The organism is Streptomyces sp. NPDC037203 (genome assembly GCF_055605065.1).
Genome location: NZ_JBVJUC010000003.1, coordinates 871,872 through 886,917 on the forward strand (window position 1 = coordinate 871,872; position 15,046 = coordinate 886,917).

The 15,046-nt window shown below is 72.2% G+C and carries 16 protein-coding genes; 7 read left to right on the forward strand and 9 right to left on the reverse strand.

All coding sequences use genetic code 11. The features are described from left to right. Nucleotide 1: 1 nt before the first annotated feature. Genes ACZ7EC_RS13160 through ACZ7EC_RS13170 form a run of 3 tightly spaced genes read right to left on the reverse strand, consistent with a single transcriptional unit; the run spans nucleotide 2 to nucleotide 3,168 of the window. A complete protein-coding gene (locus tag ACZ7EC_RS13160; RefSeq protein ID WP_471061877.1) occupies nucleotides 2-1,264 on the reverse strand; it encodes an STM4014 family protein in 1,263 nt (420 codons plus the stop codon). Next, the gene (locus ACZ7EC_RS13165; protein ID WP_471061880.1) at nucleotides 1,245-2,210 is read right to left on the reverse strand and encodes an STM4015 family protein; all 966 of its coding nucleotides are present in this window, start codon (nucleotides 2,208-2,210) and stop codon (nucleotides 1,245-1,247) included. Before ACZ7EC_RS13165 ends, ACZ7EC_RS13160 begins: the two co-directional genes overlap by 20 nt. 7 nt (nucleotides 2,211-2,217) lie before the next feature. Then, entirely contained in the window at nucleotides 2,218-3,168 is a 951-nt protein-coding gene (locus ACZ7EC_RS13170; protein ID WP_471061882.1) for an STM4015 family protein, read from the reverse strand. Nucleotides 3,169-3,345: 177 nt separating this feature from the next. Here ACZ7EC_RS13170 and ACZ7EC_RS13175 point away from each other — a divergent pair, with 177 nt between their 5' ends. Further along, nucleotides 3,346-3,672, forward strand: coding sequence for a hypothetical protein (locus ACZ7EC_RS13175; RefSeq protein WP_471061884.1), 327 nt, complete (start codon nucleotides 3,346-3,348; stop codon nucleotides 3,670-3,672). A gap of 150 nt (nucleotides 3,673-3,822) precedes the next feature. Next, nucleotides 3,823-4,968, forward strand: coding sequence for a DUF6745 domain-containing protein (locus tag ACZ7EC_RS13180; RefSeq protein WP_471061887.1), 1,146 nt, complete (start codon nucleotides 3,823-3,825; stop codon nucleotides 4,966-4,968). 31 nt (nucleotides 4,969-4,999) lie between these two features. Here the strand turns inward: ACZ7EC_RS13180 and ACZ7EC_RS13185 are convergent, their stop codons facing one another. From ACZ7EC_RS13185 to ACZ7EC_RS13195, 3 genes are all read right to left on the reverse strand, one after another. Continuing rightward, nucleotides 5,000-5,557 (reverse strand): cysteine hydrolase family protein, encoded by a 558-nt coding sequence (locus ACZ7EC_RS13185; protein WP_471061890.1) that lies wholly within the window; start codon nucleotides 5,555-5,557, stop codon nucleotides 5,000-5,002. Nucleotides 5,558-5,685: 128 nt separating this feature from the next. Further along, nucleotides 5,686-7,110: an MFS transporter gene (locus ACZ7EC_RS13190; RefSeq protein ID WP_471061893.1), complete on the reverse strand. Its 1,425-nt coding sequence runs from the start codon at nucleotides 7,108-7,110 to the stop codon at nucleotides 5,686-5,688. Next, nucleotides 7,103-7,549, reverse strand: a complete 447-nt coding sequence (locus tag ACZ7EC_RS13195) for a MarR family winged helix-turn-helix transcriptional regulator (protein ID WP_471061896.1) — start codon at nucleotides 7,547-7,549, stop codon at nucleotides 7,103-7,105. The genes ACZ7EC_RS13190 and ACZ7EC_RS13195 overlap by 8 nt, the downstream gene beginning before the upstream one ends. Before the next feature lie 308 nt (nucleotides 7,550-7,857). Between ACZ7EC_RS13195 and ACZ7EC_RS13200 the strand changes: the two genes are divergently transcribed. The 4 genes from ACZ7EC_RS13200 to ACZ7EC_RS13215 all read left to right on the forward strand — a co-directional run bounded on the left by ACZ7EC_RS13200 (nucleotide 7,858) and on the right by ACZ7EC_RS13215 (nucleotide 11,793). Then, nucleotides 7,858-8,820 (forward strand): DUF8017 domain-containing protein, encoded by a 963-nt coding sequence (locus ACZ7EC_RS13200; RefSeq protein ID WP_471061899.1) that lies wholly within the window; start codon nucleotides 7,858-7,860, stop codon nucleotides 8,818-8,820. A gap of 214 nt (nucleotides 8,821-9,034) precedes the next feature. Continuing rightward, on the forward strand, nucleotides 9,035-10,114 hold the full coding sequence (locus tag ACZ7EC_RS13205) for a fatty acid desaturase family protein (RefSeq protein ID WP_471061901.1): 1,080 nt from the start codon (nucleotides 9,035-9,037) through the stop codon (nucleotides 10,112-10,114). A gap of 174 nt (nucleotides 10,115-10,288) precedes the next feature. Then, a complete protein-coding gene (locus ACZ7EC_RS13210) occupies nucleotides 10,289-10,936 on the forward strand; it encodes an FMN-binding negative transcriptional regulator (protein ID WP_471061903.1) in 648 nt (215 codons plus the stop codon). A 185-nt stretch (nucleotides 10,937-11,121) separates the two neighbouring features. Beyond that, complete coding sequence (locus tag ACZ7EC_RS13215; protein WP_471061904.1) at nucleotides 11,122-11,793, forward strand: CBS domain-containing protein; 672 nt, start codon at nucleotides 11,122-11,124, stop codon at nucleotides 11,791-11,793. Between the two features lie 179 nt (nucleotides 11,794-11,972). Here ACZ7EC_RS13215 and ACZ7EC_RS13220 read toward each other — a convergent pair whose 3' ends face one another. Next, nucleotides 11,973-12,878, reverse strand: coding sequence for a GNAT family N-acetyltransferase (locus ACZ7EC_RS13220; RefSeq protein ID WP_471061907.1), 906 nt, complete (start codon nucleotides 12,876-12,878; stop codon nucleotides 11,973-11,975). A 163-nt stretch (nucleotides 12,879-13,041) separates the two neighbouring features. Here ACZ7EC_RS13220 and ACZ7EC_RS13225 point away from each other — a divergent pair, with 163 nt between their 5' ends. Next, nucleotides 13,042-13,581, forward strand: coding sequence for a manganese efflux pump MntP (locus ACZ7EC_RS13225; RefSeq protein ID WP_471061909.1), 540 nt, complete (start codon nucleotides 13,042-13,044; stop codon nucleotides 13,579-13,581). A 16-nt stretch (nucleotides 13,582-13,597) separates the two neighbouring features. Here the strand turns inward: ACZ7EC_RS13225 and pqqE are convergent, their stop codons facing one another. Further along, nucleotides 13,598-14,704: a pyrroloquinoline quinone biosynthesis protein PqqE gene (pqqE, locus tag ACZ7EC_RS13230; RefSeq protein ID WP_471061912.1), complete on the reverse strand. Its 1,107-nt coding sequence runs from the start codon at nucleotides 14,702-14,704 to the stop codon at nucleotides 13,598-13,600. Beyond that, nucleotides 14,697-15,044 (reverse strand): pyrroloquinoline quinone biosynthesis peptide chaperone PqqD, encoded by a 348-nt coding sequence (gene pqqD / locus ACZ7EC_RS13235; RefSeq protein WP_471061915.1) that lies wholly within the window; start codon nucleotides 15,042-15,044, stop codon nucleotides 14,697-14,699. Before pqqD ends, pqqE begins: the two co-directional genes overlap by 8 nt. Between the last annotated feature and the right edge of the window lie 2 nt (nucleotides 15,045-15,046).

Consider the following 15,046-nt stretch of genomic DNA (forward strand, 5'->3'; position numbering starts at 1 on the left):
GTCAAGCGGGGATGTCATGGTGGTGCTCCTCGTGCTCCGGCCGCCGCAGGACGAGATCCGGGGGTGGTACGGCGTGAGCCGCGGTTGGGACGGCGTACTCCGGGGGTGGTACGGCGTGCTCGGGCCGCCGTGGGATGTCTTCCGCCGGCTGTACGACGGCAGGGGCCGCGGCGACCTGCGCGGCGTAGGTGTCCAGGCGCTCGGCGCCACTGCCGGGCAGCCCGGTCAGCCGGGGGAGCAGATCCCCGAAGGCGTTCACCTCGCCGACGGCGAAGCGGCGCCATCCGGTGGCGGGCAGGACGTCCACGCCGACGCAGAGCGTGCCCGGAAAGCAGGCGGCCGCCCGCTCGGCCACGTCCAGGACTTTTGCGAAGTCACCGCCCGCGGCCCGGATCGCCGCGCGGGCCGCGTCCAGATCGCCGCGTGCGCCACCGAGATGCAGGTTGGTCATGGGGTGCCGGCTGGTCCGCAGGACGGCATGCGTGGCGCGGCCCGCGACCACGACCACCCGCAGATCGGCCGCCCGGCCGCCCCGCGTGGCCTTCGGCAGCCAGCGCTCCACATGGATCCCGTCCGGGACCAGTGCGTCGACCAGGGCGGCGACCTCCCGCTCCGAGGTGTAGTCGCGCACCCGCAGCGAGTTGTACAGCCGGCCGTCCTCGGTCCGCTCCACGGACGTCGTCGCCTTGACCCGGCCGGGGCCCGCCACCGACAGCGCCATGACACCGGAGGCCGACGAGCCATGGGCCGGCTTCACGAACACCCGCGGGAAACGCGCCTCCTTCAGCTGCCGCCGGAGCCCGTCCCAGCCGTCGAACGGGCCGGTCAGCGCCGGGGGGACCGGGACGCCCGCGGCGGCGAGCCGGGCATGGCAGCGCCGCTTGTCGAACATCACGGCGATCTCCTCGGCGTCCGCGCTCGGCACCGCGCCCGCCTCGCGCGCCGCTCGCGTCAACTCCCGCACCGCGGCGATGAAACGGCGGTACCACAGGGCTGTGCCCTCGACCCGTGTGGGATCGTCGATGCCCCGCAGAAGCCGGTCGACCTCGGTGTTCTCACCGGGGGAGTCGATCCGCACCCGCTCGCCCGGCGCGAAGCCGTACCGGCCGCGCAGTACGTCCCGCCAGGCGAGCACCCGCGGCGCCGGGTGCCCGGCGGCGCGTACGGCGTCGGTGAACAGGGTCGTCCGCCGGTTCTCTGGGTTGCCGACGACCGCGAACCGGAGGCTCGCACCAGTCGCCGGACTACTCGGAGACCGCGACATAACGCCACTCCTCGTCCTGCCGGCGGCGCGGCACCTGACGACCGGAGAGGTCCACCTCGGTCCCGGCGGAGCCGAGGGCCGCCTCGATCCGCTCGGCCATGGAATCGCCGAGGAAGTGGTGGTGCAGGTCGAGCCGCTTGAGATGGGTGAGCGGCTGACCGCGCAGCAGGGCCTCCGCGCCGGCGTCGGTGAGGATGCCCATGGACAGATCCAGCGACTCCAGCTGGGCCACGACCGGTGCCGAGGCCACGGCGGCCGCGATCTCGTCCTGTATTTCGCTGTCCTGGAGGCCGAGATGACGCAATGCCGGGAAGCGGCCCCCGGCCAGGATGGGCGCGAGATCGGCCACCGTCGCATCGCCGCCGTACGTCGCCACCCCGAGCCACAGCTCCAGCCGCTCCAGGGCGGGCAGTTCGCAGGCGCCGACCGCCCGCACCACCCGGCCCGGCAGTCCGCCCGACTCGAACCGCAGCACACGCAGCGCTTCGTGCCGCACGGGCCGCAGCGACAGGGCCTCCTCGTCGAGCTCATGCGAGCCGCCGCCGCGTACTCCCAGCTCCTCCAGCAGCGGGAACGTCTCCAGGACCGGGGTGACATCGGCGAGCTGGATCCAGGAGATCTCGCACTCCTCGGCGATGACGTCGGCGAGGAACAGGGCGCGCAGCGCGGGGAAGCGCCCGGCGTCGGCCAGCAGCAGCTCCAGTACCGGGCGCAGCCCGCTGTACTCGTCCTCCCACCAGGGCCCGATGACGAGCGCCCGGACCTCCGCGCTCGGCACCCGCTCCGTGAAGCTCCGCCACACCTCGGGGAACGGGATGTCCCCGGCCGCGAAGCAGTCCAGCCGCCAGGCGACCTCGCCCGCGGCCGGCAGCGGCTCCTCGCCCGGCTCGGGCAGGGTGAAGACGGGCAGCCCGTGCAGGGTCTCGCGGTGATCGGTGAAGATCATGGCAGCCTCACTCCGCGACCGCGGTGTAGCGGTGCACGACGCCGTCGTGCTCCCAGGTGTCGCCGGGCTCGGACAGGTCGACCTCGACGCCGGACGGCTCCAGCGCCGCCCTGATCCGCTCGGCAACCGGCTCGGTGACGTAATTGTGGTGCAGGTCGAGCCGGGTGAGATGGGTGAGCGGCTGACCGTCGAGCAGCGCGATCGCGCCCTCGTCGGTGAGCACGCCCATGGACAGGTCGAGCGAGGTCAGCTGGGCGACGACCGGGGCGCCCGCGATGGCGGCGGTGATCTCGTCCTGGATCTCGCTGTTGCGCAGGCCGAGGTGGCGCAGCGCGGGGAAGCCGCCCCCGGCCAGGATGGGAGCGAGGTCGGCCACCGTCGCGTCGCCGCCGTATTCGGAGACGCCGAGCCACATGTCGAGGTGTTCCAGCGCGGGCAGTTCGCTTCCGGCGACACCGCGCACGACCTCGCCGGGCAGCCCGCCGGCCTCGAACCGCAGCGTGCGCAGGTGCTCATGGCGCACCGCCGGGAAACGCAGGCCGGTGCCGCCGCGAATCCCGAACTCCTCCAGCATCGGATAGGCGGCGAGGACCGCAGTGACATCGGATTGCTCGATCCAGGAGATCTCCGCCTCCTCCATCTCCAGGTCGCCGATGAACACGGCTCGCAGACCGGTCAGCCGCTCCCGGTCCTTCACCAGGCAGTTCACGACGAGTCCGGAGTCGTTGTCGTAGGCCTCGCCCCACGGGCCCACGATGATCGCGCGTATGCCGGCGGGATCGACGGTTTCCAGGAAGCGGTCCCACAGTTCCTCGAAGTCCTCGTCCGAGTCGCCGTAGGGATCGACGGACACCCGCCACGCCACGGCGCCCGCCTCCGGCAGCTCCCGCTGCGGCTCGGTCTCGAACTCGAAGGCCAAAAGCCCGTGCAGTTCCTTCAGGTGCTCGACGTTCGACATGACGCGCTGGCCTCCCGGGACCGTGATCGTGCGGTGGTGCCAAGAGTTCTACCAAGCCGCACTGACAACGCGGGTGACGGGCTGTGGGAAGCCCCTCGGCCAGGGGGCGTTGTCAGACCCCCCGCGTAGCGTCGTGGTCATCGGTCGGCGAGGTGCCGACGAGGAAAGGGGACACCTGTGTACCGGCAAGGAGACGTCCTGATCGTGCCCGTGGCGGCGGAGGCCGTGCCGCCCGGCACCGATCGGCTGCCCCGTCAGCCGCGGGACGCCCGCGGCAGGCTGGTGCTGGCCCTCGGCGAGGTCACCGGCCATGCGCACGCCGTCGTCGGGCCGGGCACCCTGGTCCGCGAGACCGGCCCGTTCGGCACCTCCTACCTCCATCTCCCGGAGGGCGGACGGGTGGTGCACGAGGAGCACGCGGCGATTCCGCTGCCCAAGGGCTGGTACCGCGTGGTGCGCCAGCGCGAGTACGTACCGGGCGCGGTCCGCGTCGTGGCGGACTGAGACGGAGGGGCGACGGTGACGGCGGGCAGCGAGGGAATCGGGGGAGCGATGGCGGCGGCTGGGGAGGACGTGGTCGCGGGATCCATGGCGGCGGTTGCCGGGGAAACGGGGGGAACGATGGTTGTGGGACGCGAGGGAGACGAGGGAACGATGGTTGCGGCCGGTGCGGGAGCCGGGGGAGCGGTGACGGCGGACAGCGGTGCGGTGACGGAGGCGGTCCGCGCATGGCGGGCGGTGGCCTCGGCGACCGGCCCCGCGGATCGCGTGGCCGCCGAGGAGGGCGTGCGCCTCGCCTATCGGCTGGCGGGTCTGCCCGAGCCCGAGACCGTCGTCTGGGCCGACTCACCGCGCGCGGGCGCGGCCCTGGCCGTCCGGCTGACGGCGGACGGCACGGCCGGCCGCGCGGTGCGCGACGCGGTACGCACCCGGCCGTGGGCGACCGCCCGCCGGCGCCTTCTCGACCGGCTGGGGCCGGCCGCCTGGGCCGAGCACTGGTCCCGGACCGGAGCCCAACTGTGGGACGGCATGGTGATGCTGACCGAGCGGATACGGGCCGGGGTGATGCCGGACGGGACCGGTCCCGCCGCCGCTTCGGCGGTGACGGCGGGCACCTCCGCCGGAGCTGCGGATGCCTCCGCCGGAGTTGCGGAGGTCTCGGCCGCCGAGGAGACCGTCCGCCTGGTGCTCCTCGACGCCGTCCGGGGTCAGCACGACGCCGCGTGGCTGGCGGCGTTCGACGGCCAGGAAGGCGGGGAGCCGCTCGCCGGGATCGCCGCGGTGGCCCGCGCCGCGGGCTGGTGGTGGCCGTACGAGAAGGTGGCGGTCGTCTGCGAGCGTCCCGTGGAGCTCCACCTGGACGAGGCGGGCCGACTCGACCGCGGCGACGGCCCCGCGCTCGCCTACCCAGACGGCTTCGCCCTGTACGCCTGGCGCGGCATGCCGGTCCCCGCCGAATTCCTGGACGAACTCGACGAGTTGACGCCCCGGCGCATACGCGAGGAGGAGAACGCCGAACTGCGCCGGGTGATGCTGGAGCACTACGGCTACGACCGCTATCTGAAGGAGTCCGGCGCCGCGCCGGTCCAGTGGGACGAGACGGGCGTGCTCTGGCGCCTCCAACTGAGCGGCGACGAGCCACAGGTGATGGTCGAGGTCGTCAACGCCACCCCGGAACCCGACGGCACCCACCGCACCTACTGGCTCCGCGTCCCGCCCCGCACCCGCACCGCACGGGAGGGCGTCGCCTGGACCTTCGGCCTGGAGGAGACGGAGTACGAACCGCTGCGCCAGACCTGAGCCGGCCGCACCACGCCGCGTTCCTGGGCGCTCAGGCCGCGGTGCGGAGCGTGTGCTTCCAGGCATCCACCGTGGTGACCTCGCCGCGCCGGGCGAGGACGGTGTCGACGAGGGTGTCGTGCAGGGCGGGATCGGGGTCGGCGCAGGCGTCGGAGAGGACGGTGACCCGGTAGTCGAGGTCGGCGGCCTGAAGGGCGGTGGACAGGACGATCCCGCCGGTGGCGATGCCGGCCAGGACGAGTTGGTCGATGCCCTGTGCGGCCAGGATCTGCTGGAGGTTGTTCCCGGCGAACGCGCTGACCCGGTTCTTGTACACGACGATCTCGCCGTCCGCCGGGGCCACGTCAGGGTGGATCGCGGCATCGGGGTCGTCCGGCGTGAACAGGTGCAGCGGCAGGGCGCCGAAGGTCTTGTTCCGGGGGTGGGCGTCGACGTGACCGGGGCGCAGCCGAAGCGCCACATGGACGACCGGGACACCGGCGGCGCGGGCGGTGTGCAGGGCGCGTGCGGCACGCGGCAGATAGTCGTCGGGCACGTGGGAAAGATGGCGGTTCTGGAGGTCCATGAGCAGCAGGGCGGTGCGGGGCATGGGGGCGCCTTTCATGCGGGGCTTGTGGTGGTGCGGCCTGAAGGACGTGCGGGTCGTACGGGGTGCCGTCCTACGGTGGAGCCGTCTTGCGGCGGTGCGGTCTCCGATCGCGGGGAGGGACCGGCGAGCTACTTCGCCGTCCGGGTGTCCGGCGCCGGCGCCCGGCCGAGCGTGCGGTCGAGGGCGGTCAGCAGCAGATAGAGCACGCCCGCGCCGAGCATGATCCAGGTGAGCTGGTGCAGGCCGCCGGTGTCGATGTGCTGCCCGAAGGACGCGGCGGCCGCGGAGGAGGCGACCATCGAGCCGATGTAGGCGAAGGTGCGCAGCAGCCCGGCCGAGGACGCGATCCGCTCGGGATCGGCCTGCATGTAGACGGAGTTCTGGAGGGCCAGATTGTTCAGCCCCTGCGGGATGCCGAAGACCAGGGTGACCAGGAACAGCGACCACAGCGCGCTGCCTGCGCCGAGCGTGAGCATCAGCAGGCAGGCGACGATCTGCCCCGCCGCGCCGACCAGCAGCTTCCCGCGGACGCCCGGCCGCCGCCCGGAGACGATCGAGACACCGATCGCCACCAGGAACGTGGGGATCTGTACCAGCCCGGCGTGGAAGGGGGACAGCCCGTAGCCCTCTTCGGTCCACTGGCTGAAGCCGTAGAGGAAGGCGTAGGCGACGACGTACGCGACAAGCGCGCGCAGGTAGGTGGTCAGAAGCGGTGTGTTGCCGCCAAACACCCGCAGGTCGATGAAGGGGGTCGCGGCCCGCAGCTCCCGCACCGCGAACCCGGCCCCGAGAGCCACGGCGATCAGCAGCAGGTACCAGGTACGCGGATGCGGGTTCATCAGGAACAGCAGCAGCGAGGTGAGCGTCCCGGCGAACAGGGCCATGCCGGGCAGGTCGAGCTGGGCGGCCAGGCGTCCGCGCCGGTGCGGTGCATCACCCGCCGCGGCGGCCGGCTTGGGCAGCCAGAGCAGGCCCAGCACCACGGAGGCGACGGACAGCGGCACGTTCAGCGCGAAAGTGGCCCGCCAGCCGCCCACCGCGATCAAGAGGCCGCCGAGCAGCGGTCCGATGACCGCGATGGTCTGGTTGGCGACGGCCAGTGCGGTCAGTACGCCACCGGGACTGTCCCGCCCGGTGCGCTCGGCCTCGCTGCGCACCAGGGCCATCGCGGCGGGATAGCCGGAGCAGGTGCCGAACCCGAGCAGGACACGGGCGACGATCAGCACCGCCATGTTCGGGGCCAGGGTGCCGACGACACCGGCGACTCCGACGAGGCTGGTGCCAGCGAGGAAAAGCCTGCGCGGCCCGAAGAGATCGATGAGCCGGCCCACGACTGGCTGCCCGAGCGAAGTGGCCAGGTAGAGGGCGGAGACCAGCCACGCGGTCTGCGAGGCCGGGGCGCCCAGGGCCTTGCCGATGGGGACGAGCGCGACGGAGATGATGGTGGAGTTGATCGGGTTCAGGATCGAGCCCAGCATCATCGGCGGCAGCAACCGCCGGTCGAAACCGGGCCGGTCCGTCTCCCGTATCGCCCCCGGTTCGGTGTCAGTCATGGGTCAGCCGGTCCAGTACGGCCATGGCAGCGATCACATTGCGGCGTTCCGCTTCCGTGCACCGGTCCTGCAACCGACCGGCGAGCCACTCCGTGCGGGCCTGCCGCCCCTGCTCGACCCGGCGCCGGCCGGCCGCGGTCAGCTCGATCAGCAGGCGCCGCCCGTCGGCCGGGTCGTGGGCGCGCTCCACCAGTCCCAGTGCGGCGAGCGAGGCGACCATCGCGGTCATCGACTGGTGCCGCACTCCCTCGGCCGCGGCCAGCTCACTTGCCGTGACCCCGCTCTTGTCGGCGAGCCGCGCCAGCACGGACGCCTGCCCCAGGGTGATGTCCTCGGCCTCGGAAGCCTTCAGAATGCGTCGCCGCAACCGGCTGATCACCGTGCGAACCTCGCGTGACGCCTCGATCGCCGACGGCGACAGGCTCGGATTATCACTCATATCCCGCACTCTAATCTGTACAGCTTCATCTGTACAGTTTCACCTGTATGACTGCTGCGGACGGCATGGCGGCAGGGCGCGGCGCGGCTCTCGGCGAAAGGGAGACCGAGACCGGAGTTCGGCGTCCGTGCGTCGGCGACCGCGGCCGAAGGTGCCGATGAGTCCGGCCTGGGCTCGGCGCTGAGGATGACGCCGACCGGTCGTCCGAAGTCGATCAGCCGCTCGGTGGCAGAGGTGGATGGGGGCCGGTCCGCTCGGCGATCACCCCGGTCCGGGAGCGGGGGGCACCCGCCGTATCGTTGCTCCGCATGTGGCCAGGAGAGCAGCCATCGGGGGGCGGGCGGAATCCGCAGCAGCCCCCGGTCGAACATCAGCCGAACCCGTATCAGCAGCCCGGCTACCAGCAGCCGAGCCCCTACCAGCAGCCCCAGCCCTGGAACGCGCCCACCCGGCAGGCCGGCGCGCCCGTACCACCGCCGGCGGGCGGCGGCAGCGGGGACCGTACCAAGGTCGTCGCCGTCATCGCCGCCACGGCCGTCGTCGTGGCCGCGGGCGTCACCGGCTTCCTGCTCCTCAGCGGCGACAGGCACGGCCGGGCGGATCCGGGCCCCACGGCCACCGCGGCGCCGCACCAGAGCACCGTCAACCCGCGCAGCCCCGACGGCCGTACGGCCACGGTCAAGGGCTGGAAGGTCGTCACCAACCCGGCCCAGGGCATCGCCTTCGACGTCCCCCCGCAGTGGAAGCTCCAGGCCCCCGACTGGGTCACCTACGTCTCCAGGAACGACGACCCCGACGACAAGCCGCTCATCGGGGTCCAGGCCCCCGCCTCCCTCCAGCCGACGTGGTGTGCCGCGGACACGGACAGGAACGGCACCGTGGACGACACCGCCCTGGCCACCGCGGGCAGCAGGCGCAACAACGGGGCCCGCGGTACCAAGGAGATAGCCGGCACCGACCCGAGGACCTGGGTCTACGGCGCCTACACCCAGCCCGACGAGACCAAGGTGAAGTCCGGCACCGTCGAACCCTTCACCACCGCCTCGGGGCTCCAGGGCGACCTGGGCAGCGCCTGGTCCGAGGGGGTGGCGAAGTCCCAGAAGTGCGTGACGGACGGCAAGGCATGGACCTTCGCCTTCAAAAACGCCCAGGGTGACCTGGTCTCCTGGTCCTTCTTCGGCGCCAAGGGCGTCCCCGGCGAGGTGACGGACACGACGGTACGAAAGATCGCCGCCACGGTGCGCCTCTACAAGCCCCCGTCCGACTCCTGACACCTCCGCGCCACCGCACTGCACTACCGGGACGCGCCCCCCCGCGGCGCGTCCCCCTCGCAGTGCACCCGCACCGCCCCGCCCCGGCGCGGCCCGCCCCCGCGAACGGCCGTTCCGGGGTGGTACCCCCCTGGCCTGACCGGGGGACAGCCCCCGGAAGGTCCGGTGGCTGGCAGGCTGTCTCGGGCCGATGGCCGTCGGGAGACTCGATGGCATGACGATTTCCACCGACGCAACCGTGGTCACGGGACCTCCTGCCGCCCGTTCCCGCACCTCCCAGGCCCGGCCCGGCAGCGACTTCGCCGCACTCTCCCAGCGCATCACCGAGGCGGGCCTGCTGAAGCGGCGCCCCGGTTACTACACGGTGCGCCTCGGCCTGGTGATCGCGCTGCTGGCGGCAGGCTGGGGGACGTTCGCCGCGCTCGGCGACACCTGGTGGCAGCTCGCGGTCGCCGCCTTCCTCGCCCTGGCGTTCGGCCAAGTCGCCCTGGTGGCCCACGACCTGGCCCACCGGCAGGTCTTCCGCCGCCGCCGGCCGAGCGAGATCTGGGGCCGACTCTTCGGCAACCTCGGCATCGGCATGAGCTACGGCTGGTGGATGAACAAGCACACCCGCCACCACGCCAACCCCAACCACGAGGAACTCGACCCCGATGTCGCCCCCGACATCCTGGTGTGGTCCACCGGCCAAGCCCGCGACAGCCGCGGCGTGGCCCGGCTCATCGGCGGCCACCAGGCGTTCCTGTTCTTCCCGTTGCTGACACTGGAGGGCTTCAACCTGCATGTCGCGAGCGCCCGCGCCCTGCGCTCGCCATGGATGAAGAACCGCCTGCTGGAGGGCACCCTGCTCTTTCTGCACATAGCGGCCTACCTGTCGGCCCTGTTCCTGGTGCTCTCCCCCGGAAAGGCGGTCGCGTTCCTCGCCGTGCACCAGTGCCTGTTCGGCGTCTACCTCGGCTGCACCTTCGCACCGAACCACAAGGGCATGCCGACCCTCACCGGGGACGAACGGCCCGACTTCCTGCGACGCCAGGTGCTCACCTCCCGCAATGTGCGCGGCGGCCTGCTCACCGACGTGATGCTCGGCGGCCTCAACTACCAGATCGAGCACCACCTCTTCCCGAGCATGCCCACGCCCCATCTGCGCCGGGCCCAGGCCGTCGTGCGGGCGTACTGCGCGGAGATAGGCGTGCCGTACCACGAGACCGGCCTCATCCGGTCCTACCGCGAGGCGCTCACCCATATGCACCGGGTGGGGGAACCGATCAGGCGGCAGCGCAGGGCGGCGTCCTGACGTACGGCCCCCGGGAGCCATCTGTGGCCGGCGCGCTGCCAGGCAGCCGGCCTCCTTGAGGTGGTTGACGCTGCCCGGTCGAGCTGATGTACGGTCCACTCGTTCCACCGCTGGTGGGGGACATGCCGTGCCCGGTGTCGCCCGACCCGCCGCACCACCGTCGAGGAGACCCGCATGTTCATCCAGCCCTGGGACGCCGGTCTGGACGACGCCGAATGGCAGAGCTGGATCGCCGACGGCCACGACTTCGGACACCTCTGCGTCAACGGTCTGCCCGGTGAGGCCCCCGTCGTCGTCCCCACCCACTTCGTCACCGACGGCAACCGGCTGCTGATCCACCTCGCCCGGCCCAACCCGGTCTGGAAGGCGATCGAGCACGATCCGAACGTCACCTTCGGCGTCAGCGGTGACTACGCCTTCATCCCCGGCCCCTGGCGCGCCGCACCGGGCATCCCGCCCACCGACGGCGTGCCGACCAGCTACTACGCGGCCGTCCAGTTCACCTGCGGCGCCCACATCATCGACGACCCGGAGGCCAAGGCCGAGCTGCTCCGCCGCCAGCTGGCGCACTTCCAGCCCGACGGCGACCACGCCCCCGTCGGGGTCGACCAGCCGCCCTACGGCCGGATGCTGCCGGGCATCCGCGGCCTGAGGCTGGACGTGCTCCAGGTGCGGGCCAAGTTCAAGTACGACAACCAGAAGCCCGTGGAACTGCGCACCACGGTCGCCGACCGGCTCACCGAACGCGGCGAGGGCCTCGACGTGCCCACGGCCCGCCAGCAACTGCGCCGCGTGGACCGGGTCGGCACCTGGAAGCCCTGACCCCCCTCCCGCGGACCGCGGCACGGCGCCCCACTCGGACGCCGGGCCGGCCGCCGCGGTGAGTTCGCCTGATCGCCGTCGTCTCCGCAGAATGGTGCTGTACCCGACCTGCCACACGGGCCTCGCCGCCGTACGGGCCGCGGCCGGGTCTCCGCGAGGTGGGCGCTCCGTATCCGGGAGGCGACATGCACCACCGCACGGTCGAGGAACTCATGACCCGCGACGTCGTCCGGGCGCGGCGCGACACCTCGCTCAAGGAACTCGCGAGGTTGCTGGAGGACAACGACATCACCGCCGTACCCGTGGTGGACGAGATGGACCGTCCGCTGGGCGTGGTGTCCGAGGCCGACCTGCTGCGCAAGAGCGCCGACCAGGCCGACCCGTCGGGTCTGACGCCCGTCCCGAACCTGGAGGCAGGGGAGCGGGCGAAAGCCGAGGGCGTCCGTGCCGAGGAGCTGATGTCCGCCCCGGCGGTATGCGCCCGGCCCGAGTGGACCGTGGTCGAGGCCGCGCGCCTCATGGAGATCCAGCACGTCAAGCGCCTGCCCGTGGTGGACGAGGCGGACCGGCTCGTGGGCATCGTCAGCCGTCCCGACCTGTTGCGGATCTTCCTGCGCCGCGACGAGGCCATCCGCGAGGAGATCAACCGGGATCTGCTGCGGAACACGCTGCTTCTGGACCCCCGCGATGTGACGGCGGACGTGCGCGACGGCCGGGTCACCCTCGCCGGCATCGTGGAGTTCAAGACCCAGATCCCCGTCGTCGAGCAGCTGTGCCGCGGGGTCGACGGGGTGGTGTCGGTGTCCGGAGACCTCACCTACCGGACGGACGACGCTCGGGACGCGCCCGGCACATGAGCGCCGGCTTCGGGCGGAGCCGCCCGTGGTCCCGTCGCCGGCCCCGGCATACCCGTCGGACGGCACCGGTCCACGAGACCCCGCGGGCTTGCCGACGTCCTCCCGGTCGGCTGTTCCTTGACTCCCACCGCGTTCGTCCCGCCGCGCACCGGGGAAGCGCACCAGGGGAAGGACACCCTTCAGGGCAGCTCGATCGAGCGGCCCTCGTCCAGGACCCGGTACCCGGCGCTGGTGTAGAGGTTCATGGCCACGTCGTTCCCGCCCCACACCGAGAACATCAGGACGGATTCGCCGGCCTCGAACGTGGCCCGTTCGCCGACGGCCATCGCCGCCCGCCCGTACCCCTTGCCGCGGTGTTCCTCGCGGATGTTCAGGGAGTACCCGTAGGTGACGCCCGGCAGGTACCTGTGCCGCAGCCACGCCGTGCCGACCGGCTCGCCCGCCGCCTCCAGCACCAGGAGCGCGCTGTCGGGCGTCTCAAGACCTTCGGGCAGCAGCGTGGCGAAGTCCTCGTCCGACTTGCGTTCGGCCTCCTCCCGGCTCAGGGATCCCGACCGGACGATGTCGCCGACGTAGGACGCCTTCTCGGCGGCGAGCCACTCGGTGTACTCGGCCCGCGCCATCGGCCGCGCGGTGACACCGCCGACCGGCTCCGGCGCAGCGGTCAGCTGCCGTGCCCTGACCTGCCCGTTGACGCGGTACCCGGCGAACACCTCGCCCAGGGCGGGCTCGACCACCCGGACACTCACCCGGCGTGCGCCCCGTCGCGCGCACCACTCCTGCGCCCACGCGCGGGCAGCCGCCTCGTGCCCCCGGCCGGCATGCTCCGCCGCCACGTGCAGATCCCCGATCCGCCCCGCGAGTCCCCCGTCCTTCTCGTTCATCGTCACGGCTACGAAGCCTACCTGGACCCCGTCATCCATGATCCCGGCGACCGTCCAGTCCCCGTCGGTGGCGCGACTCGTCGCCACGAACTCCGCCGCCGCGTCCCTGCTCAGTCCGGCCGCGGAATACGCGGCGACGAGCCGCCGCTCGAAGTCCTTCAGCCATGCCGTGTCGTCATCGAGAACACTGAATTCTGTCACCCGGTCACATTAGTCACCTCGCTATCCATCGCCTGAACGATTTTCCGAGCTCCAGCGGGGCGGTCGTCGACCTCCCACAGGGCGGGGAGCAGCCGCAGGTCGGAGCCGCGTGGCCGCCATTCTCGGGCGCCACGTCCGGGCCATTGGGGATAGAATGTCGGTTATGGTCTGGGAAATGCTGGGCCTGGGTTTAGTGCTCAGTCTCGACAATTTCCGGGTATCGATCGCGCTGGGCACCGTCCCCTTCGGTCTGCGACGCGCGGTACAGGTCGCGGGGACGTTCGGGCTGTGGGACGCGGTCATGCCCCTGATAGGGCTGCTGATCGGCCACGAGATAGGGGAGTCCATCGAGGGCTACGCCGATGTGGTGGGCGCCACCGCGCTCGGCGCGTACGGCCTCTACCTCGTCGTCTCCTCCCTGCGCCACCCCGAGCCGGACGAACTCGACCACCCGTGGGCCCTGTTCGGCATCCCGCTGACGCTGAGCCTGGACAACCTGATCGCCGGGGCGAGCCTCGGCATCCTGGGCCTGTCGCCCTGGGTGTCCGCCGCCACCTTCGGCCTCATCACCGCGGCCATGTCCCTGATCGGACTGCGCCTCGGCCGCGCCGCCGCCCGCCTCATCCGGCTCCGCTCGGACCTGCTCAGCGGCGTCACCCTGATCATCGCGGCGGCGGCACTGCCCCTGGTGTTCGGCGGCTGACCTGGACTCGGCAGCCCTAGCGCGGCTGCCGGGCCGGATGGCGGGGCCCGTGGAGGCGGGGGACCAGGGCCGGGGCGCCGGGCCGCGGTGCGGCGTTGGCCGTCTCGACGGCACGGGCGACCAGGTCGTGGTCGGGGGACAGATGGCAGACCGGGTCGGTGCGCGCGGCGTCGCCGGTGAGCTGGAACGCCTGGCAGCGGCAGCCGCCGAAGTCCACCTCGCGCCGGGGACAGCCACGGCACGGCTCCGGCATCCAGTCGGTCCCCCGGAACGCCGTCATCACCGGCGCCTCGGCCCAGATCCGCGCCAGCGAGTCCTCGCGCACACTGGCCCGCGGCAACGGCAGCGACTGGGCGGCCGGGCACGGCAGCACATCGCCGTTCGGCGTGATCGTCAGCTGGCGGGCGGCCCACCCGCCCATACACGGCTTCGGGTAGCGGCTGTAGTAGTCGGGGAGTACGTAGATGATGTCCATCCGGTCCCGCAGCCGCACCCTCGCGGCTCGTACGACCTCCTCGGCCGCCACCAGCTGCGCCCGGCTCGGCAGCAGCGCGGCCCGGTTGCGCCAGGCCCAGCCGTAGTACTGGGTGTTGGCCAGCTCCACCCGGTCGGCGCCCACCTCCTCGGCCAGGGCGAGCACCTCGGCGACACGGTCGATGTTGTACCGGTGCAGCACCACGTTCACGGTCAGCGGCCAGCCCAACTCCTTGACCAGCCCCATCGCCTCGACCTTGCGGCGGAAGGACGGGATCCCGGCGATCCGGTCGGACAGCGCCGGCTCGTCGGCCTGGACGCTGATCTGCACATGGTCGAGCCCGGCGGTCCGCAACCGACGCGCCCGCGCCCGCGAGAACCCCAGGGCACTGGTGATCAGGTTGGTGTAGAGACCCAGGTCGTGGGCGTGCGCGACCAGTTCCACCAGGTCGCGTCGCAACAGCGGCTCCCCGCCGGACAGATGGCACTGCAACACCCCGAGATCGGCGGCCTGCGTCAGTACCCGCAGCCATTCACCGGTGGCCAACTCGTCCCCGTACTCGGCCAGGTTCAGCGGATTCGAGCAGTACGGGCACGCCAGCGGGCAGCGGTACGTCAGCTCGGCGAGCAGACCGAACGGGCTATCCATCGCCACCACCATCACCGTCCTCGGTGCCGGTGCCGCCGAGTTCCAGATAGCGCCGGGCGACCAGCCTGGTCAGGAACCGCCGCACCTCGTCGTCGGGGACGCGCTGGTAGCGCGCGGACAGTTCGCTCACGATCCCGGTCACGGTGTGCCGGCCGTCGCACAGGTCGAGGATGGCCGCACCGCTGTCGTTGAGCACCACCACCGCCTCGGGGTGCAGCAGGATCCGGCGCTGCCGGGTCCGGTCGAAGCCCAGCCGGACATGCCGCGCCAGCCGGGGCCGGTCCGGGCCCCTCACCCCGGTGGTGCGGGTCCGGTTCGTCGCGGCAGGGGTCGCGTCCATGG